At 34.8% G+C, this 20,186-nt stretch carries 17 protein-coding genes and 1 pseudogene; 10 read left to right on the top strand and 8 right to left on the bottom strand.

Annotation, left to right across the window (positions count from 1 at the left end):
* Positions 1 to 39: 39 nt before the first annotated feature.
* Positions 40 to 960 (bottom strand): lipase family protein, encoded by a 921-nt coding sequence (locus tag ACFVRR_RS05065; RefSeq protein ID WP_387325407.1) that lies wholly within the window; start codon positions 958 to 960, stop codon positions 40 to 42.
* Between the two features lie 193 nt (positions 961 to 1,153).
* Here ACFVRR_RS05065 and ACFVRR_RS05060 point away from each other — a divergent pair, with 193 nt between their 5' ends.
* Complete coding sequence (locus ACFVRR_RS05060; RefSeq protein ID WP_387325404.1) at positions 1,154 to 1,639, top strand: CarD family transcriptional regulator; 486 nt, start codon at positions 1,154 to 1,156, stop codon at positions 1,637 to 1,639.
* A 373-nt stretch (positions 1,640 to 2,012) separates the two neighbouring features.
* On the opposite strand, the gene cspD is transcribed toward ACFVRR_RS05060, so the two are convergent.
* Entirely contained in the window at positions 2,013 to 2,213 is a 201-nt protein-coding gene (gene cspD / locus ACFVRR_RS05055; protein ID WP_025568675.1) for a cold-shock protein CspD, read from the bottom strand.
* Positions 2,214 to 2,439: 226 nt separating this feature from the next.
* Positions 2,440 to 4,428: a M14 family metallopeptidase gene (locus ACFVRR_RS05050; protein WP_387325400.1), complete on the bottom strand. Its 1,989-nt coding sequence runs from the start codon at positions 4,426 to 4,428 to the stop codon at positions 2,440 to 2,442.
* Positions 4,429 to 4,937: 509 nt separating this feature from the next.
* On the opposite strand from ACFVRR_RS05050, the gene ACFVRR_RS05045 reads away from it, so the two are divergent.
* The 3 genes from ACFVRR_RS05045 to ACFVRR_RS05035 all read left to right on the top strand — a co-directional run bounded on the left by ACFVRR_RS05045 (position 4,938) and on the right by ACFVRR_RS05035 (position 9,902).
* A complete protein-coding gene (locus ACFVRR_RS05045) occupies positions 4,938 to 6,569 on the top strand; it encodes a hypothetical protein (RefSeq protein WP_387325397.1) in 1,632 nt (543 codons plus the stop codon).
* On the top strand, positions 6,547 to 9,303 hold the full coding sequence (locus ACFVRR_RS05040; protein ID WP_387325394.1) for a DEAD/DEAH box helicase: 2,757 nt from the start codon (positions 6,547 to 6,549) through the stop codon (positions 9,301 to 9,303). The genes ACFVRR_RS05045 and ACFVRR_RS05040 overlap by 23 nt, the downstream gene beginning before the upstream one ends.
* A gap of 65 nt (positions 9,304 to 9,368) precedes the next feature.
* Positions 9,369 to 9,902: a GrpB family protein gene (locus ACFVRR_RS05035; RefSeq protein ID WP_387325391.1), complete on the top strand. Its 534-nt coding sequence runs from the start codon at positions 9,369 to 9,371 to the stop codon at positions 9,900 to 9,902.
* 123 nt (positions 9,903 to 10,025) lie between these two features.
* Here the strand turns inward: ACFVRR_RS05035 and ACFVRR_RS05030 are convergent, their stop codons facing one another.
* Positions 10,026 to 10,301 carry a hypothetical protein gene (locus ACFVRR_RS05030; protein WP_387325389.1) on the bottom strand — a complete coding sequence of 92 codons (276 nt, stop codon included), beginning with the start codon at positions 10,299 to 10,301 and terminating at the stop codon, positions 10,026 to 10,028.
* A gap of 138 nt (positions 10,302 to 10,439) precedes the next feature.
* Here ACFVRR_RS05030 and ACFVRR_RS05025 point away from each other — a divergent pair, with 138 nt between their 5' ends.
* On the top strand, positions 10,440 to 11,195 hold the full coding sequence (locus ACFVRR_RS05025) for a prolipoprotein diacylglyceryl transferase (protein WP_387325386.1): 756 nt from the start codon (positions 10,440 to 10,442) through the stop codon (positions 11,193 to 11,195).
* On the top strand, positions 11,167 to 12,567 hold the full coding sequence (locus tag ACFVRR_RS05020) for a radical SAM protein (protein ID WP_387325383.1): 1,401 nt from the start codon (positions 11,167 to 11,169) through the stop codon (positions 12,565 to 12,567). Before ACFVRR_RS05025 ends, ACFVRR_RS05020 begins: the two co-directional genes overlap by 29 nt.
* 114 nt (positions 12,568 to 12,681) lie before the next feature.
* Here ACFVRR_RS05020 and fabZ read toward each other — a convergent pair whose 3' ends face one another.
* Together fabZ and ACFVRR_RS05010 are read right to left on the bottom strand one after the other, a co-directional pair.
* Entirely contained in the window at positions 12,682 to 13,104 is a 423-nt protein-coding gene (fabZ, locus tag ACFVRR_RS05015; protein ID WP_056469377.1) for a 3-hydroxyacyl-ACP dehydratase FabZ, read from the bottom strand.
* Between the two features lie 362 nt (positions 13,105 to 13,466).
* Positions 13,467 to 14,102, bottom strand: a complete 636-nt coding sequence (locus ACFVRR_RS05010) for a Crp/Fnr family transcriptional regulator (RefSeq protein ID WP_387325380.1) — start codon at positions 14,100 to 14,102, stop codon at positions 13,467 to 13,469.
* A 70-nt stretch (positions 14,103 to 14,172) separates the two neighbouring features.
* Here ACFVRR_RS05010 and ACFVRR_RS05005 point away from each other — a divergent pair, with 70 nt between their 5' ends.
* The 4 genes and pseudogenes from ACFVRR_RS05005 to ACFVRR_RS04990 all read left to right on the top strand — a co-directional run bounded on the left by ACFVRR_RS05005 (position 14,173) and on the right by ACFVRR_RS04990 (position 17,841).
* Positions 14,173 to 15,312 (top strand): aminotransferase class V-fold PLP-dependent enzyme, encoded by a 1,140-nt coding sequence (locus tag ACFVRR_RS05005; protein WP_387325377.1) that lies wholly within the window; start codon positions 14,173 to 14,175, stop codon positions 15,310 to 15,312.
* Positions 15,293 to 15,916, top strand: coding sequence for a YitT family protein (locus ACFVRR_RS05000; protein ID WP_387325374.1), 624 nt, complete (start codon positions 15,293 to 15,295; stop codon positions 15,914 to 15,916). Before ACFVRR_RS05005 ends, ACFVRR_RS05000 begins: the two co-directional genes overlap by 20 nt.
* Positions 15,913 to 17,328, top strand: a pseudogene (locus ACFVRR_RS04995) (amino acid permease). The gene ACFVRR_RS05000 and the pseudogene ACFVRR_RS04995 overlap by 4 nt, the downstream one beginning before the upstream one ends.
* 255 nt (positions 17,329 to 17,583) lie before the next feature.
* The gene (locus ACFVRR_RS04990; protein ID WP_387325371.1) at positions 17,584 to 17,841 is read left to right on the top strand and encodes a hypothetical protein; all 258 of its coding nucleotides are present in this window, start codon (positions 17,584 to 17,586) and stop codon (positions 17,839 to 17,841) included.
* A 26-nt stretch (positions 17,842 to 17,867) separates the two neighbouring features.
* Here ACFVRR_RS04990 and ACFVRR_RS04985 read toward each other — a convergent pair whose 3' ends face one another.
* Complete coding sequence (locus tag ACFVRR_RS04985) at positions 17,868 to 18,986, bottom strand: GerAB/ArcD/ProY family transporter (RefSeq protein ID WP_387325368.1); 1,119 nt, start codon at positions 18,984 to 18,986, stop codon at positions 17,868 to 17,870.
* Positions 18,987 to 19,003: 17 nt separating this feature from the next.
* Positions 19,004 to 20,185, bottom strand: coding sequence for a Ger(x)C family spore germination protein (locus ACFVRR_RS04980; protein ID WP_387325365.1), 1,182 nt, complete (start codon positions 20,183 to 20,185; stop codon positions 19,004 to 19,006).
* Position 20,186 lies beyond the last annotated feature (1 nt).

Here is a 20,186-nt window from a genome sequence, read left to right as displayed (position 1 = left end):
GCTACTATCTGTTGATAGTAGCTTTTATTCTTATCCGTATTATTTCCAAAACGCACCCTCAAACTCAACTAAATCGTGATATGGGTACAAAGGTTTCAATAATCTTGCTTTTGTCCATAAATCCGTTGTTTTTTCTAAAGCAGTTAAAGACGATTTATAATTCTCATCAACTGTAATATATTTGACATTACCGAGATGCTGGAGTGAGTACCCAGTTATTTGTTTAAAGAAGGTTTTATTGGCGTAGTCCAATGGATCACCCTTAACAATGTAATTTGTAAATAGCGGCTTAAACGTTTTTTGGACTTTTTGTGATTTTGCATGAAGTTTTTTCGAACCATCATCTAATAGTACACCTAATGAGTTAAATGTAACGCCCTGTACAAATAGATGATTTTTCAATTTTTTATCATTCTTAAGTTGATAACCCACAAATTGAGCCAAATAACCTCCAAACGAATGACCAGTAACATACACACTTGAATGATTGTTCTCTTTTTTATTTAATATTGTTGTAACCCAGTCATATGCTTGCTGAGCTTGTTGATCTACGACAATTGGTGAACCATTCTCAGGAGTTTCAAATTCAACTAATCTTTGGTAAATATCTTGTATATTAATTTTCTTTAATCCACTAAAAGCAAATAGTAAACTATTATTTTTTTTGTTTTTTAATGCTATTGCAGAAAAACCAATATTGCCAGATGTAATGGAAACAAGACTATAATCGCTAAGATTCTTATGAACTTGAGTAAGTAATGGATCAGCAATCCCTTTATGTTCTCTTAAGCTTTTGCCAATTTCTTTACTTAGAAATGCTTCATAAGAAAGCTCAGATGCTGCTAGTAAAACGCCATCGGGAAGCTTCTGTAGCTCTCTTTGCTCTTGTTGGCTACATCCGGTGGTCGTTGTAAAAAAAGTAAGTACTGTAACGATAAAAATAACTACACGAAAATTCATTAGTAACCTAACCTCCTTTCGACAGTCTCTTTCTTCATATTATGTCCACGACCATATGACATGTTCATCTTTTCCCCAAAAAAGTAAAAAAATATACATAAAATTATTGACAGTTTTATTTTACAAATGTTATCATATAAATTTTGATATTTCATTTATTAATGTTATACTTAAGTTATAAGAATTTTCGGAGGTGGGTACATTGTTCAAAATTGGCGATCAAATTATTTACCCAATGCAGGGAGCTGCAGTAATTGATTCCATCGAAGAGAAAGTTATACAAGGTAAAACACAACAGTACTACATAATCAACATACCATCCAGCAATTTAAAATTGATGGTCCCTCAAGGGAATGTGTCAAATACGAAAATTCGTTTAGTCGAAGACAAAGAACATTTAAGTAATGTATTAGATGACTTTTCAAATGGTCTTCCCGACGATTCCTTATCTTGGAAACAAAAATATGATTTAAACATGAAGAAACTAAAGTCTGGCGAATTACTCGCTGGTGCTCAAGTTGTGCGTGATCTAACGCTTCAAGGCAGGGAAAAACCTTTAAACCCTAGTGAAAGAGAAATGCTAGACATGGCTAAACGCATGTTTGTTGGCGAACTTAGCTTAATTAAAGGCATATCACAGCTTGAAGCAACCGAATTAATTGATTCTGCATTAAAATAAAAAATTTTTAGGAAAAGGAGCTTACTTTAAGCTCTTTTTTTGTTGATTTTCGAACTTATTAGTTACTTTCATGAATACCCAGGAGGACCAACTGATCAAAATAAAGTATGAATATAGTTTCGATTCCACCTTATGTGTTTTCTCGGTAAGATTTTTTTATATTTACCAGTTTTAATTCGATTAGTTAATTTAATACAATTATAATGGAAGATATTAGAAGTTTTAATTTTTTTTTCAGATTTACTTTTTTAAATAGTTTATATACGATTGTGGACATTTTATTTGCAGGCGACGCCATTAACACTTCTCCACAAAAATAAAAAAAGACTGCTAACAAAAATGCTAGCAGCCTTTTATTCACTCAAAAGTGAAATTATAATTTAACTACGTTTTCAGCTTGAGCGCCACGGTTACCTTGAGTGATCTCAAAGCTTACTTTTTGGCCTTCTTCAAGAGATTTGAAACCGTCGCCTTGGATAGCTGAGAAATGTACGAATACATCGTCTCCACCTTCAACAGCGATGAATCCGAAACCTTTTTCTGCGTTAAACCATTTAACTGTACCTGTGTTCATTGTACGAACCTCCATATATACCTGTTTTTTTACACTTAATGAGTATTGTTAAGAAAAAATACACACATTAGAACAGGATGAAAATTCGTCCCTTTTAACACATGAATTGAATTAACCAATTTCTTATTAAGTATGTACCTATAGTAACATAAAATGAAACGAAAAACAAATTGTGCACGAAGAATAATTTAAATTAATAATTTTAATATAAAAATTGCCTTATTTTTTACTTTTCGTTAGCAAGTATTAAACCAACTGGTAAGTTCTTCTTCATAATACTACTAAAGTAACTATTTGGAACTGGTTTGTTCCCTACATAAGGAGAAATTTCAATCGTAAATCCAGGTCGTTTTTTTGCAGCGACATACCAGTCTTTATATCCACCGCCTCCACCTTTTGCGGGAGCGACCAAACTATAACCTGTTTGTTTTGATAATTTTGTAGCAATTGCCTTATCTCTAGCCATTTGAGTCCCTGATTGATTATAATGCCAGAAAATAATATTTCCTGATGAGTGGTATGCAACTGTATTTTTGAATGAATGTTTATTAGTGAAATCATATAAAGCTTTAGCTTCTGGTTCACTTAGAGCCTTCGTACCTTTATAGTTATCAGGTCCAGGCTTTGACTTATTACCAGAAATCGTATTCCACCCAGCTGGGTATTGACGATTTAAATCTACGCCACGTACATTTGCCTTCCAAGCTTTAAAATTCTTGCTACCATTATTTAATTTAATGACCTGATTTGGATTCTTTGCACTGCTCGCACCCTTTTGTACAAGCATTACACCATCAGGATTAACCATTGGTACAAAATAAATAGACGTTTGAGATAAAGTTTTTCTTACATCAAAACCTGAAATTTTCGTATTTTTTTCATACGCACTAGCGTACTGATCAAGCATTTCCATTATGACATTTGTTGTCATATGCTCACGAGCATGATGCGAACCATTTATACTAATTTCAGCTTTTCCAGTCCCTAGCTTAATCGCATATAAAATTCTACCATCTACCGATTTACCAATCGTTTCAACTTTAGTAAATCCAGGATACCAAGCATTCAACTCCTGTAAATCCGCTGTCAATTCTTCATATGAGTAATCACCATTTGGGTCAACGTAATTATATGTTTTTAACGAAATATCCGCTTTAGGGATAAGCCCCTTAAGTCCCCCAACTTTAACGACATAATAAGTGGAATAAGCTGAATCAATTACTATTTTTTGCTTAGCAGGTATGTTAACCATTGTTGGTTTCGGATCACGCGGGAAGACAATTTTAGTATTTCGCACTGCAACACCTGCTGTAATTTTGACAGGCTGAGTCACAATATTGATTACAGGCAATGTCCCATTTGGTAAAGGAATTGTTTTATTTTTATCAATATAAGCAGTTTGATTAGAATATTGGATCATTAAATACTGATCCTTCACACCTATTTTACTAAAAACCGTATTTGCTTTTACTGTTCCCCTATTCACTAATTTACCATTTTCACTTAATAATAGAGGTGTATCGTTTGTTACTTTAAAGATTTTCGCCGTAGGGTAGATTTCCCATGGAGTAGCATCTCGGACTGCACTTTTCAAAATAGACCCAGCATTCCCATTATAAGTAACATAGTAAAGGTCATTTTCCTCTTTATCTACTTTTAACTTAACGTTCGCTGGTATTGTTATTGTAGTTGTTGTGTTAGTTACATCACTGGTTTTTTCTTCAGTTGTTGCACCATCGGTTGTTCCTCCAGTTGTTGCACCACCGGTTGTTCCTCCAGTTGTTGCACCGCCGGTTGTTCCTTCTGTTGTTGCACCGCCGGTTGTTCCTTCTGTTGTTGTACCACCGGTTGTTCCTTCTGTTGTTGCACCGCCGGTTGTTCCTCCAGTTGTTGTGCCACTGGTTGTTCCTCTAGTTGTTGCACCACCGGTTGTTCCTTCTGTTGTTGTACCACCGGTTGTTCCTTCTGTTGTTGCACCACCGGTTGTTCCTCCAGTTGTTGTGCCACTGGTTGTTCCTTCTGTTGTTGCACCGCCGGTTGTTCCTCCAGTTGTTGTGCCACTGGTTGTTCCTCCAGCTCCAGTACTCTGAATGCTCAATTCTGTAGGTTTTAGAGTTACAACCCATTTGTCTGCAGCTTTTGTTTCCGCAAATACATCTTTAAACATACTAAACATAAGTACTAAAACAATTAAACTAATATAACCTTTCTTCAATCCCTTCACCTCTCTAGTTAATCAAAAACAATTGTGTATATGTAAGTAATTGTTTTTTTCTCATAACAGACGAAAAGCTCCCCATTTAGGGAGCTTTTTTTAATTGTCTAATATATTAATATTTTAATATATTAGCATTTTCATTGCATATTAAAATTGTATTACACACTTACCCATTCCTGTTACGTATTTTACTTTAATATAGGTATGTTTTTATCGATTTTAGTTGAAACTGAGGATTTTACATATATGTGCGATTTATTTTTTGAATATATTTGATTTGATAGTTTTTATTTGCCATTCCAGGATTTTAATTGCGATTTACACTTTTCATTTGCGTTCCAGAATCTTAATTGCTTCCCACTCTTTTTTTATGATTCCAAAATCTTAAATATAACTTAATAGTAACAATCTATATCAACTTTCAATTTTTCCCTTTTCGGCTATGTGTATCGTATTTGTTTAGGGTATAATTACCAATAAGAATGTTTCGAGTAAGGAGGCATCGAATGCTTCAGCGTGATTTAAGTAAAGATATTATTTATGAACTTTCATATTCACTTTTTTCAAAGCTTTCTCCTCAAAATACGAGGGACGCAGAGCTTGTTGAAACTGGCCTGCAGTTGTATCGACTAGGTCAAGTATATAATGTTTCGGTTCGCGAAGGTCGCCTAGTTGGTGTTGTCGAAGAAGGGGACCAAATTCATTTACCAATTCTACATATTGAAAACCATGATCAAAATGGATGTGATTGCTACGAAGCTCCTCCATGCCAACATCAAATTGCACTTCTTTGCTATGCTGCCGCTTCATTTTCTTTAGTCGGAGATATTTTGAGGAAGTTTAAGCAGTCTTCCTTAAAAAGTATCCCGAATATCATGACTGGTCGCCAATTGTTAGATCAAATGAGTATGTTTGAACAGGATCGACCGAAAGAGACAGTGGAGTTATTTGAGAAAAAGTATAAGGAGTATATAGAACAGCAAAGAACGTCATTTTACCAAGATGTTTACTTTGTATATCCATTATATGAACGGTTTTATCATGGATTATTGAATCAACAACCACGTCAAGAAAAGGAAAAGCTACTATATCAATTACTTGCGTCAATTTTTACAATGAATAAAATGGTCGGACAAATCGAAATTCAAAGCACAGTTTACGACAATGCACATTTACCACGCGAAATGACAATGCTAGAAAATCAAATTGAGGCAGTAAGTAGACAATTACATAATCTAACTGGGGGTTCCGTGTCTACTCAGTATGAAGAAGTTCTTCGTGAGCAGTTACAGGCTCTTTTATTAGAAAGAAATCTTTGTATAGTTCCACGATATAACTCTTTTCGTCATGTATATAAAGAGCTATTAAATAGTCCAAAGATTTTATATAAGGATTTAGAAACTTTATCAAAGGTTGAGGACAATTATTATGCAGACTTAGGAAAAGCTCATCTATATTATTTATTAAAAGAAGATGAAACAATGCTGTCCATTATAAAACATTACAGCAGTAATGAACGTACTCTTTATTGCTTTACCTACTGGATAGAAAGTCTTCGAAAAAACAATGAAACAGATCGGCTAACATTATTTTTGCCATTGTATTACGAGATGCTTTTACACTTTCTAAAAAATGGCGATGATGAATATGCAAAAACTACTTTTGCGAAACATTTCCTTACTAATTATGAGTACAATAGTTTTTACACAAATGAAACAGCCGGGCTAGAAGTAGTTTATCAAGCATTACTTCCATATAGTGTGATGCAGTACACTGATTATTTAATGCATAATCGAGAATACAAGCGATGGGCTGAGCTACAAATGCACTTATATTCTTACAATCCTGATTACATTGATAAACATGACCTTCAGGAAGTACATAAGTACTCACCTCAATCTGTATTACCTATATACCATCACTTGGTTCTTTATTACATTGAATTAAAAGGCCGAGCAAACTATAAAATAGCAGTTCGATATTTGAAAAAACTAAGAACAAATTATAAAAAATTAAAGCGCATGAATGAATGGGATGACTATATTCAGTATGTTGAATCTCAATTTATTCGTTTACGTGCACTTCAAGAGGAATTAAAGAAAGGAAAATTAGTCAATGAAGCGACTAGCAAATCTTAGTATTGCCGTAAAATGGGTTGAGCGAAAAGGCTTACTCCTTTATGGAATGCAAAGTCACGGTGTCATTTTACCGGTAACCGCATGGAAGCATCTAGTGTTTCAATGGCATGAACCTTCATATTATGGGACATTATTGCAGCCGACCCGAGTCGGACAGATTGAAGGAATTCTTTTAACTCCAATCGAAGCACTTACTTTTTTTAGAGAACATCAAGAAAACTCATTAGTAGAGATTACTTATTTAGATGAAGCAAATGAGTTTCATTCGGTAATCTCACGTTTATACGATGATTTTAACGAGGGCCACGTTTCTCCAAGCTTTGCTCATTATCAGACTGGCGATGAGCTATGGAAAATTGATGGATTTGAACAATTAGAACCAACTTTACAAGAATTGGTTTCTTCTGCAATTAAACAACAGTTTGAAATAGAAACTTTACAGTCTAAACGCTGGGATATTGCTAGGGGCTTGTATCACAATCCAAGTTATATAAAACAGCAACTCACACATAGTATTGATGAAGACGATTGGCATGTAAAAATCGGGCTAAGAGACGATGATGTTCCATTTTCAATTCGATTAGTACTTGAAGAGCCACTGAGTGAGCATGATGACTGGAATTTACGTACCTATTTAATTGATGAGCGAAAAACTATAAAACCTTATGAATATAACGGACATGAATCATTACATAAAAAGCATTCTTCTTATGCTGAGTATTTAGATCGAACATTCCAAGGAGTAGGATTATTAGCACCAAACTTAATCGATGATCATAAGCCAAAAGAAGTTTTAAGCGAACAAGAAGCTTGGACATTTTTAACAGAGGATAGTGAAAAAGTACTTTCCGCAAATATTCAGGTTCTTTTACCAAGCTGGTGGCAAGCTTTAAAACAAAATAAGATGACTTTAAAAGCAAGTGTAAAAGGTAAACCTGCTGGAAACTCATTTTTCAATATGGAAACATTAGTTGACTTTAACTGGCGAATTTCTACAAATGGAATGGAGCTTTCAGAACAACAATTCCAACAATTTGTTGAAAATCAAAGACGTTTAATTCAATTTAACGGTCAGTGGATTGCACTTGACCCTGCTTTTATTGCACGTATGAAGAAAATGATGGCAAAGGCTGAAAAGCAAGGACTAAGATTTCACGAAGTTCTTCAACATGAACTACTACAAGGGACTGAAAAACCTGAGGACGATCACTCACCTTTTGCTGAAGTTGAAATTGAAGTAGATGATGTATTCCGAGAATTAACTAAGCGATTAACATCCATTTCAGAAGTTCCTGAGCTTAATGTTCCTGATGGTCTGCAAGCAACATTACGTGCATATCAACAAAAAGGATTCGAATGGTTAGTTCATTTGAAAAATATGGGATTTGGTGCACTACTTGCTGACGATATGGGGCTTGGTAAAACAATTCAATCGATCTCTTATTTAGCTTATCGTAAAGAAAACGAAGAAAAACAAGGAGCATCATTGATTGTTTGCCCTACTTCTGTTATCAACAATTGGAAACGAGAAATTGAATTATTTTATCCTGATTTAACTGTTCATGTTCACTATGGTGGTAACCGTTTAAAAGGTGAAGACTTATTTTCAATAATGAGAGATGTCGATATTGTCATCACCTCCTATGCTTTAAGCGTTTTAGATTATGAAGACCTAAAGCAATATGTTTGGAAAAGTATCATTCTCGATGAAGCTCAAAACATAAAAAATCCAACGACAAAGCAGTCTCGCGCAGTTCGCGGGTTAAAAGCTGAGCACCGGATTGCTCTTACTGGTACTCCAATGGAAAACCGTTTAACGGAGCTTTGGACAATATTTGATTTTATAAATAGAGGCTATCTAGGTTCACTAAACCGTTTCGCTAGCAATTATGTAAACCCTATTGAGAAGGACCGAGATGAAGAAAAGATAAATGCTGTTCATCGTTTAATTTCACCTTTCTTACTTAGACGAACTAAGCAAGACGAAGATGTTGCTTTAAATCTTCCACCAAAACAAGAACAAAAGATGCTTTGTCCGTTATCAGTTGAACAAGCAGCATTATACGAGCAAGTTGTTCAAGACAGCCTAAAACAAATCGATACATTAACTGGTATCGAACGCCGAGGCCGCATTTTATGGATGCTAAATAAGTTAAAACAAATCTGTGATCACCCTTCTTTATTCTTAAAGGAATCCCAGCTTGTTGAATTCGAAGAGAGATCAAGTAAAGTTGAACGACTATTCGAATTAATAGACCCAATCCTTGAACAAAAAGAAAGCTGTCTAATCTTTACCCAGTATGTGAGAATGGGTGATATGCTTAAAGAGGCAATCCAAGCAAAATTTGGTGAAGAAGTAATATTCTTAAACGGTAGTGTTCCTAAAACTGCCCGGGATAATATGATTTCCCGCTTCCAAAACGGCGATGTAAAAGTGTTTATCCTTTCACTCAAAGCTGGTGGAACAGGATTAAACTTAACAGCTGCAAATCACGTAATGCACTTTGACCGCTGGTGGAACCCAGCAGTTGAAAACCAAGCGACTGACCGAGCATACAGAATCGGCCAAACAAAATTCGTTCAAGTCCACAAATTTGTAACGATCGGAACGCTAGAAGAAAAAATTGACGAAATGCTACAACGGAAACAATCACTTAACGATACAATCATAACGAGCGAACAGTGGATTACAGAATTGTCTATGGATGAGCTTGTTAATTTGTTAGGTGTTTAATATGACGGAAAAATGGGATTATTGTATAGAAATAATCCCATTTTCTATTAAACGGAGGTTTTATTATGGGCACAAATACTGGAAGGAACGTAATTGTCAAAAACCATGATGAAAATTGGAAAAAATTATTTCAAGAAGAAGCTAACCTTATACGTGAAATCTTAAAAGATGAGCTTATTGAAATTCATCACATAGGTAGTACATCAGTTCCAAATTTAAAGGCAAAACCAATTATCGATATGTTACCTGTCGTTAAAAACATAGAAAATATCGACAAGTATAATAATCAATTAGCTGAAATTGGTTATGAGGGACTTGGTGAGTTCGGTCTTCCAGGTAGAAGATACTTCCGAAAAGGTGGCGAGAATCGTACCCATCAAATGCATATGTACCAGTTTGATAATGAAAAAGAAATTGAGCGTCATATTGCGGTTCCTGCTTATTTAAGAGCACATGAAGATGAGATGAAAGCATATGGAGAATTAAAAGCGCAGCTTGCTAAAAAATTTCCAAATGATATTTATGGATATATGGACGGAAAAGATGCCTTTGTTAAGGAAATAGAGCGAAAAGCTATAGAGTGGAGAAAAACCATTTAATTAATACGGCTAATAAAACAGTAAAAAACATGCAATGGGAATATGCATGTTTTTTTTTGTTTCAATATTAAATTGCAGTTTGCTGGATAATAGTGATGCTTGCTCGGTAAAGGAGATAATTTATCAAATATCATATAAAAAAGTCCCACAAAATGAATAGAAAATAAAGAATACAATCGGGAGAGACATGAAAAACCCAATTGCCAAGAACTTTCTTTTTGAGACTACTAAAAGAGAAATGCCTATTAGAAGTGGTATAGCAACAACAATTCCTGCTGCAATAGGAAATGAACCGATTCCCATTAGTGTAACAAAGATTCCACTGAATGAAGTAAGAGTTCCAAGAAAAAGCCCTTTAAAAAAATTAGCAACTGGATGATGATCGCGGTGATCTGGCAACCTCATCCCCCCTCCCTTATTTTAACTTCCTTTAAATATAGGATAGTAGAATATTCAGAAAAATAGTATCATAGGGTTAGCATCATGACAATAAATTTTTGAAATAAAAAAGGAAGTGATACTATACAAACCCCTGTAATGATCCCGCTTTTTGGTATGGAACTTCATCCACATAGAGTTTTTGAAAGTTTAGCCTTTTTTATTGGATTTAGAGTATATATTAAGTTCCGCCGAAAAGGAACGATTAGTGAAGAAAAAACTGTATACGTACTAATTGGAGCAATTCTTGGTTCCCTTTTTGGCAGTCTGATTGTCGCTTCACTTCAAGACATCCCAAAATTGTTGCACACCATTCATAGTCATGGTCTATTTGGAATATTTCAAGGAAAAACCATTGTTGGTGGATTACTAGGCGGTATCATTGGAGTTGAGTTAAGTAAAAAACTTTGCAACCAAACAAGCTCAACCGGTGATGATATGGTTCTCCCACTATGTCTGGCAATGTGCATTGGAAGAATCGGTTGCTTTTTAACTGGATTAACTGATGATACATATGGAATACCTACGTCAAGTGTATTCGGAATTGATTTAGGCGATGGAATAAAACGTCATCCAACATCACTTTATGACATTGCTTTTTTATGCTGTTTACTGTTCGTTATAAAATACATTTTTAAACAAAAACCTTATGAGGGTTTTCACTTTGCTCTGTTTTCCACTTCATACTTTCTTTATAGGTTTTTCATTGAGTGGCTAAAACCAACAATCAAGCCATATGGAGAAATGAGTAGCATTCAACTAACTTGTTTATTAGGCGTACTATATTACGCTATCTATTTTATCTATCAGAGAAGGAGAAATTATCGTGCCAAATCGTCCTTATACGTACAGTGATTTTACAATATCTGTTTGTAGTAAATGCTTACGAAAAGTAGAAGCAAAAATTATCTATGAAAATGATTGCGTTTATATGTTAAAACGCTGTATGCACCACGGTATGGAAAAAGTCTTAATTTCTACAGATATCCCTTATTATCAATTATGTAGAGAATTTATTAAACCAAGTGAAATGCCCCACCGATGGAACACCCCAATTAAATACGGTTGTCCATACGATTGTGGTCTTTGCCCAGATCATGAACAACATAGTTGTTTGAGTATTGTTGAAATAACAGATGTATGTAATTTGCAATGTCCGATTTGTTATGCAGAGAGTTCTCCTAAACGAACTACCTGGAAAGACTTAGAAACCATTAAACGGATGTTTGATACGATTATTAAAAATGAAAAGGAAGCAGATGTAGTTCAAATCTCCGGTGGTGAACCGACAATCCACCCTCATTTTTTTGAAATACTAGATGAGGCAAAAAAGCGAAGCATTAAACACCTCATGGTCAATACAAACGGAATTCGAATTGCCACTGATGAAGCCTTTGTAAAAAGACTCGCAAGTTACAAACCTGGCTTTGAAATTTATCTTCAATTTGATAGTTTTGAAGAGGAAACACTTCTTGAGCTAAGAGGGCGCGATTTACGAGAGGTGCGACAAAAAGCTATTCATAATTTAAATAAGTTTAATATTAGTACTACACTGGTTGCTGTCCTAAAAAAGGGCTTAAACGACCATGAAATAGGCAAAATTATTAAATGGGGTACAGAACAAAAATGTGTACGTGGCGTAACATTCCAACCTATTCAACATGCCGGAAGAACAGAGAATTACGATCCATCAACTGAACGCTTAACGCTGAGTGAAGTTCGCCAAGAGATTATTAAACAAAGTGAATTCTATTCTGAAGACGATATTATTCCAGTGCCGTGCCATCCCGACAGTTTAGCAATGGGCTATGCTTTAAAAATGGGCGGTAAAATCACCCCTTTAACTAGTATCATTGATAAGAATGTATTGCTTGAGGGTGAAAGGAATACAATAGTTTTCGAGAGTGATGAAGAGCTACGAAACAAAGTTTTCAAGTTATTTAGTTTAAATCACTCCCCTCAAAGTGGATTTCAAGGCTTAAAGGATCTTCTATGTTGTTTACCAAAAGTTATTTTACCAAGTGGAATGGGATATGAAAATGTATTTAGAGTATTAATTATGAAATTCCAAGATAATTACGATTTAGATGTTCGTAGCGTAAAAAAATCATGTGTTCATTTTGTAACAACAGATGATAAAATGATTCCATTTGACACATATAATTTGTTTTATAGGGATGACAAAGAGTCGTACTTAGAGACACTTAGAGAAGAAATTATAAAGTAAAGCAAACCCTCACTTAAAATAAAAGTAAATTTGAATTACTTATATTTAAATGCTCATCTCTTAAAAATAAAAGAAGCCTATTTTTTCAATAGGCTTCTTTTTTATTCATTCTATTTATTTAAGTGCAAATGTAAGTTCAGCTTCGCAAGCTATTTGTCCGTCAACTGTTGCTACTGCTTTACCTTTACCAATTGGTCCACGCATTTTCACTAGTTCAACCTCTAGTCTTAGCTGATCACCTGGTACTACTTGTCTTTTAAAGCGGCAATTATCGATACCAGCAAATAATGCAAGTTTTCCTTTATTTTGCTCAAGGCTTAACGCCGCAACTCCTCCAACTTGTGCTAGAGCTTCTACAATTAGTACCCCAGGCATTACAGGATAATCAGGGAAATGCCCATTAAAAAATTCTTCGTTAGCAGTTACATTCTTAATACCAATCGCACGTTTACCTTCTTCGTGCTCAATAATACGATCTACTAATAAAAATGGGTAACGATGAGGAAGAATTTCTTTTATTGCTTTAATATCTAACATTTTATGTAGTCCTCCAATTGTAAAGATTCAATATGTTAATAAAAAAGAAGCAAGTCTTAAGACCAGCTTCTATGCGCTATTAATATAATACTATCTTATTTTTTAAGTTAACGCAAACCAATAATGAAACCGCTCAATAGCTTACCAGTATTACTCCAATTACTCATAAGCCCCGTTATTAGTGAACACCTATAAACAAAGGGTCATCCTCAACTTATTCAAGAGCTACCTACTGTGTTCGACTGTTCATAAGTATCATTTACAGAAAATTTACAAAAGTTAGAAATTTTGTAAAGTATTTGACAGACGAAAGGAACCGATTTTTTTATCATTAAGTTAGAACAAGAAAGAGATGCTGCTCCTTAGGACAACAGTGTGTATCGCCCATTTTGTTTCTCAATAAATCCTTTTTCACATAATTCATTCATTACATAGGACACGCTTACACGTGATGAACCAACTACATAAGCTAGTTCTTGGTGAGTGAATGGAATTGTAATTGTTATCCCCTTATGTGTTTCCTTACCATATGAGGATGCTAATTGGCGCAACATTGTTAAGACACGCTCTCCTACATCTGAAAAACTCATTAACCTCGTTTGAAGAAGTAGAGCTGATTGTTTATTACTTAGCGATCTTAGCGTTTTAGGCATGAGTTCTGGCTCACTCATAACGAGATCGCGAAATGTTGATTTTGGAATTCGAAGGACACGTGCGATGGACGAGGTAGAAGCGTTATATCCATATACTTCATCTGCCCATACGTTTGATTCCCCGATTAGATTACCAGAGCCTACGATATATAAATGGCGCTCGGCTCCATTAGGTGATAGCAAGTAAATACGAATTCGCCCTTCAAGGACGAGATAAACAAATGGATGATTTTCATCTTGTTGAAATAATACGACTTCACGTGAGAATGACAGTTCTTTACCCACTTTAAGAAAAGGTGCTGCTGTCCATTCGCCTTGTTCAAACCATAAGGATTGATGATTCATATGTCACCTCAAATTAATTATGTATCAAATAATGAAAACGCTATCAAAACAGTGAAAGGATGAATTTAATATGACTAGCCCATTTTTAGAGAAGCGTTCTCTTTTTCCGACCTTATCTGAAACAATTCATTTATCAAGTTGTTCCCAAAGTGCAATCTCATCACCGGTGAAGGAAAGTATTCAATCTTACCTTACAAGCTGGACCAAAAAAGGTATGGACTGGGAAGGATGGATGGACAAAGTATATGAAGCAAAAGTCGCCTTTGCTACTTTAATAAATGCCTCACCTGATGAAATCGCGGTGTTATCTAGCGTATCTGATGCCGCTTCATCATTTGCAGCGTCGTTAGATTTTACTGGATGTCGAAATAAAGTTGTTACAACAGATATTGATTTCCCATGCATTGGTCACGTTTGGCTATCACAAGTACCACGTGGCGCAAACGTCACGTTTTTAAATGAAAACCTTCATCAAATTCAAATCGAACAATTTGAAAAGGCAGTGGATTCAAACACACTTATTACTTCTGTCCCACATGTGTCTTATTATAATGGGTTTATTCAAGATATCAAAGCTATATCAAACATTACCAAAGCGAATGGATCACTACTATTTGTCGATGCCTACCAATCCGCTGGAAGTGTTCCAATCGATGTAAAGGAAATGGGAGTCGATGCACTCGCAACAGGTGCACAAAAGTTTTTACTTGGTATACCTGGGATTAGCTTTTTATATGTAAGAAAAGAGTTAGCAGAGTCTCTTCAACCCCCAACAACTGGTTGGTTTAGTCGAGTAAATCCATTTGCTTTTGATCAAAATCTTCTTGATTATGCCGAAGGGACAAGGAGATTTGATACCGGAACTCCAATGATGATAAACGCTTATGCAGCTGAAGCAGGTATTTCTTTATTAAATCAAATTGGTGTTCCATCCATTCAGGATTATCTATCTTACTTATCTACTGTTGCAATTGAAACAGCGCATTCACTCGGATTGACCGTCATTAGCCCAACAGATTTATCAATAAAAGGTAGTAACACTGCCATTCGAGTGGAACAAGCTAATGTCGTTGAGCAATACTTAAAAACAAAAAAAATAATTGTCTCTGCCCGAAATGACGTTTTACGTGTAGCTCCTCACTTCTACAATACAGAAGATGAAGTTGTACGCGCGATTGAGGAAATTGCTTATGCAATTAGGAAAAGCTAACAAAAAACTATATTTCAAAAAATCATTTCTGGTAATTGTCGGAACAATTTTGGTCGCACTTACCTATTACTTTTTCCAGGTGCCAAATGGTATTGTAGCTCCTGGACTTGGTGGTATTTGTATGTTGCTTGTTAAATTTATACCTATTCCACTAGGGATTCTTTACTTTTTATTAAACATACCACTATTTTTAATTGGATACCGAGCAGTTGGAGTACCATTTGCATTGCTTAGTTTACTCGGAATGTGTAGTTTATCGTTTTTCTTAACTCTCTTCTCCTCACTACCAGGCCCGTATCTTCCGTTAATAGGATGTATACTCAGTGGGATTTTGTCAGGAATCGGGATTGGGATCGTGATTTTAGCAGGTGGTACAACTGGAGGACTTGATATAGCAAGTGTAGTAATCAATAGAAAATTCCCGAATTTTTCTATTGGAAAAACGATGATGGTTATAAATGGAATTGTCCTTTTGTGTTCTTTAATCGGAGAAGGATTACAGCGAACTTTCCTCACGTTTTTTAGTATGCTGATTGCCGGAAAAAGTGTTGATTGGACGTTATCTTATAAAAAACAATTCAAGAAAGGTGGCGAAACAATATGAATGAAAACAAAACTGTAATTGATCGAGAAGGAGGACTAAGTCGTTCGCTGACTAGTAAACAGCTGACTATGATTGGGATTGGTGGAGCAATTGGTACCGGTTTATTTATGGGAAGTGGCATTGCAATCGGATACGCTGGACCTGGAGTTATTCTAAGTTATATTATTGCTGCATTCATAGCAGTCATAATGATGTTTAGTTTATCTGAAATGGCAGTCGTGCACCCGACAGCCGGTTCATTCGGTACTTATGCAGAGATGTATTTAAATCCTTGGTCAGGTTTCCTTATTCGCTACACATATTGGGCGGCACAAGTAATTGCAATTGGTGGAGAAGCTGTTGCGGTTGGACTGTACATGCAGTATTGGCTCCCAAGTATTCCTGTTTGGTTATGGACACTTGGATTTGGTATTGCTTTAGTCCTTGTGAACAGCAGGTCTGTTTCCAACTTTGGTCAAATCGAGTATTGGTTTGCAATGATTAAAGTCGTTGCTATTGTACTGTTCATCGTTTTTGGTGTTTCGCTCCTATTTTGAATTGGACATTCACACTCTGTAGGATTTCAACATTATACCGATCAGCACGGGTTCCTACCTAATGGATTTAAAGGCGTTTGGATGGCTGTACTTATGGCAATCTTTAGTTTTTATGGTGTAGAGATTGTCGCTGTAACAGCAGGGGAATCAAAAGATCCACAAAAAGCTATTCCTAAAGCAATGAAGAGCATGGTTTTACGTTTATTTTTATTCTATATTCTATCTTTAGGAATCATCGTTGCTGTTATTCCTTGGATGCAAGCAGGTGCCCATGAGGTTTCTGGATCACCGTTTGTAAAAGTCTTTGAGAGTTCTGGTGTGAGATATGCGGCTGGCATTATGAATTTTGTTATCTTAACTGCTGCACTATCCAGTATGAATACTAATTTATACTTAACATCACGTATGTTATTCTCCTTATCTCGTGGAGATTATGCTCCAAAATCATTCGGTAAATTATCTAAAAATGGTACGCCAGTAACGGCTATTTTCATTTCAAGTGCAGGTGTATTAATCGCAACTGTATTGTCTATGTACTACCCAGATACATTTAACAAATTATTTGGTATCTCAATCTTTGGTGGAATTTTAGTATGGCTTATGATTTTAATTAGTCATCTTCGTTTTAGAAAAACCGTTCACCTTCATTATAATGAGCCATTACCAGTTAAGGCACCGCTCTTTCCATTTCTACAATGGATCGGAATACTACTACTTAGTGGTATTTTAATTACTATGGCATTTTCACCGGATTGGAACTCCGCTTGGAAAATTGGTGTTCCATGGGTCCTATTAGTATCAATTGGTTACTGGATCCAAAAAAGACGCAAATCCATTTTATACAAACATAATTCAAATAATAAATCAGCACTTTAATTATTTAGCTCGAATTTTTTAAAGATTACTAATTTAAAAATACAAACAAAAAGACAGGTATAAAGAGGAAATTGCCTTTTATATCTGTCTCTTTTTATTCTTTTGGATCAATTAACTCACCCCTTTTATTTTATTCTAAATTTGCAGGTAAAAGCTCATATGGACTTTTCTTGAAGTTTCCCTAACTCTTCGTATAATCACTGCCATCATATACCAAAATAATAGTAATTAGTCATTATAAATGGGGTGCGGGCATTGAAAGTATTTTGGGTTTTTCTTTGTTTATTTATTCTAGAGATGTGCTTATTGGAAGGAATCGACTTATATAATGGGGATCAGTTTCCTCACTTACTAACGAATATAAAGCTTAGCAAAACTGAACTAGTTGGTGAAGATTATGTATTAATTTTCTTTTTTACCGTACCATTCGGCGTTACCAAAATCGTCCTATCGTATATGAAGAAACTAAAAAAGAAACGAAATCAAGAACAAAATCAAAATAGTTCTAATTAAAACGAAAGAGAATGCAGTTAAGGCTTCTATTCTGCATTCTCTTTCGTTTTTGTTTTTGCTTTTTTTTGGATGATTGCAATGACCAATAGAACAGTAGGAATAATGATTTGTAAAGGTATATGTAAATAGTAAGGTACAATGTCAAACCCTTCTTTATAGTGCTCTAAATAATCAGGTGCCATCCAAACGGAACAAATTACTATGATGACTGCAATTGGATATGTAAGTGTATCCGATTTTTTCACTTTAAATAAATCTGCCGCTCCAATGATCGCACAAAAGAAAAAAACTGTTATCTTAATAAATCCCCCTACAACAATAACAATGACGACGACTGAATCGAGTCTTTGAATAAAATCAGCAATATTGATGTAACTAATTGCTGTTAAGATAGGATAAGTAGCTCTGACTACCGTATTTGCTCCTAAAATACAAATATTAAACATTGTTTCTAATGTTAAAAGCAATCCTGCAAAAATTAATCCAGGTATGCCGACCTTCCATGCATAATCCGGTTTCTTTAAATAAGGTAAAATCATTGTAAATACAATCATTTCACCAAATGGAAATGTAACAGTCAAAGGGTATGCTTCTTTTATTACGGTTTTCCAACCCGTCTCTAGTACAGGTCTTAGATTATCAGATTTTATTAGTCCTGCAATTACTTCAAAACCAATTATTGATACGATTATAAAGATGATTACGAAAAATAGAAACTCACATACTCTACCGAATACTTCAAAGCCTTTAAAGACAGCATACATACATAAAAACATAAATAAAATACCGATTGAAATAAGAGAGGACGCGTTGTAAAGTGTAATCACTAATAATTCTTCAAAGTCTCTAAGAACTCGTGCTCCAAGATAAATAAAATAGAGAATATAAGCCATCGCTAGTAATTTGCCTGCAAACTTCCCTAAAATAGATTGAACATATCTCGTAAATGGTAATTCAGGATACAGGTCAAATAATTTGATGTAAACACAAAATAGTAAGCATCCAGTAGCCAAAGCTATTAAAACACTAATCCAAGCATCCTGCATTGCTCCAGATGCAAGTCCTACTAATGTTGCGCTCCCCATTTCAAATAAATATATAATACTAAAGAATTGGTAGGCACCAATTGATAATTTTCGATTCATTAGCATTCCCTTCTTTTCTAAAATGGATAAGCTTTTTTTCTCATACCTACATTATTTATTTGGACATCAACATCAATTTTCACTTTAGCTTTTTGAAATTGGTCATTCCAATTTTTCTCATATTTTTTAAAAACCTTTGGATCTGATAAATGTAGTTTATCGCCAAACCCAAAAATATCTGCACCATATCCTTGTGCTTTTTTAATTCCTTCATCTAGGGATTTCTTTATCTCTTTCTCACTTAATAATTCATATTTTTTTAGTGTTTTCGCTTGATCAAAATTGTCATTGCAAAGTACTTCATCAATAATGGCGATCGCTTTTACCTTTATGTGAATTATTGGTGTTTTACCTTTCATTTTAATCTTTGTGTCGGTTTTCAAACGTGTAATCTCCATTGAATCAAATTCTGTTTTGCTGCATTTTATCTGTATATTCGTTTCCTTTATCGCATTATCAACTATTTGAACCGATTTTGCTGAAGGACCATCTAACCATCCAACTAACTTTCCTTTTTTAATAACCCCTAATCCTTCAATCTTGTTATAGGATGATTTCACATCTGAAAAATTATCAAGCGTTTCAGATTTATCAGTTTCATTTACTAAAATTGCACCATTAACGACCGGTTCTCTACCACTACTTGAAAGTGCCGATATTACTTGACGCATTTGTATTTCTTGATTTTCTCCTAGTAGTGAAGACGTATTTTTAATTTTCCCTACCATTGACTTTGCCGGTATTTTATCAAGTGCTGGCAAGTTATTCATTACATGAAAAACACTGTCGTTCCTTGCAATAACGACTGGAATATTAACACGTATTTTGGAATCCCTCTCAAATACATCAAATATAAAGTTTAAAGATTTATTTTTTGCTAAGTTTTCACCAATGACAACGAGTGCTACGTGAGAATATATATTTGATCGAGAAACACTTTTTGTAATGTTTCGAGCCGCTTCCGAAATTGTTCTACCTTTTTGTTCTAGGGAAATAACTGGTGTACCTATTGAACCAGTAACACTGGCAATCGCACTCGGATTAATGATTTGAAGAACCATATTGTATTGATTATCTTTAGGTAAATAATCGACACCCATAGCTACCACGATCGATACACTATTTAATTCTTTATAATTAGAACAACTCACCAAAAGTAAACTTGTAATTAGAATTAAAATCATACATTTTCTCTTCATA

This window comes from Gottfriedia sp. NPDC057948 (genome assembly GCF_042887255.1).
Lineage (GTDB): Bacteria > Bacillota > Bacilli > Bacillales > Bacillaceae_G > Gottfriedia.
This window is presented reverse-complemented; position numbering and strand designations above follow the sequence as displayed.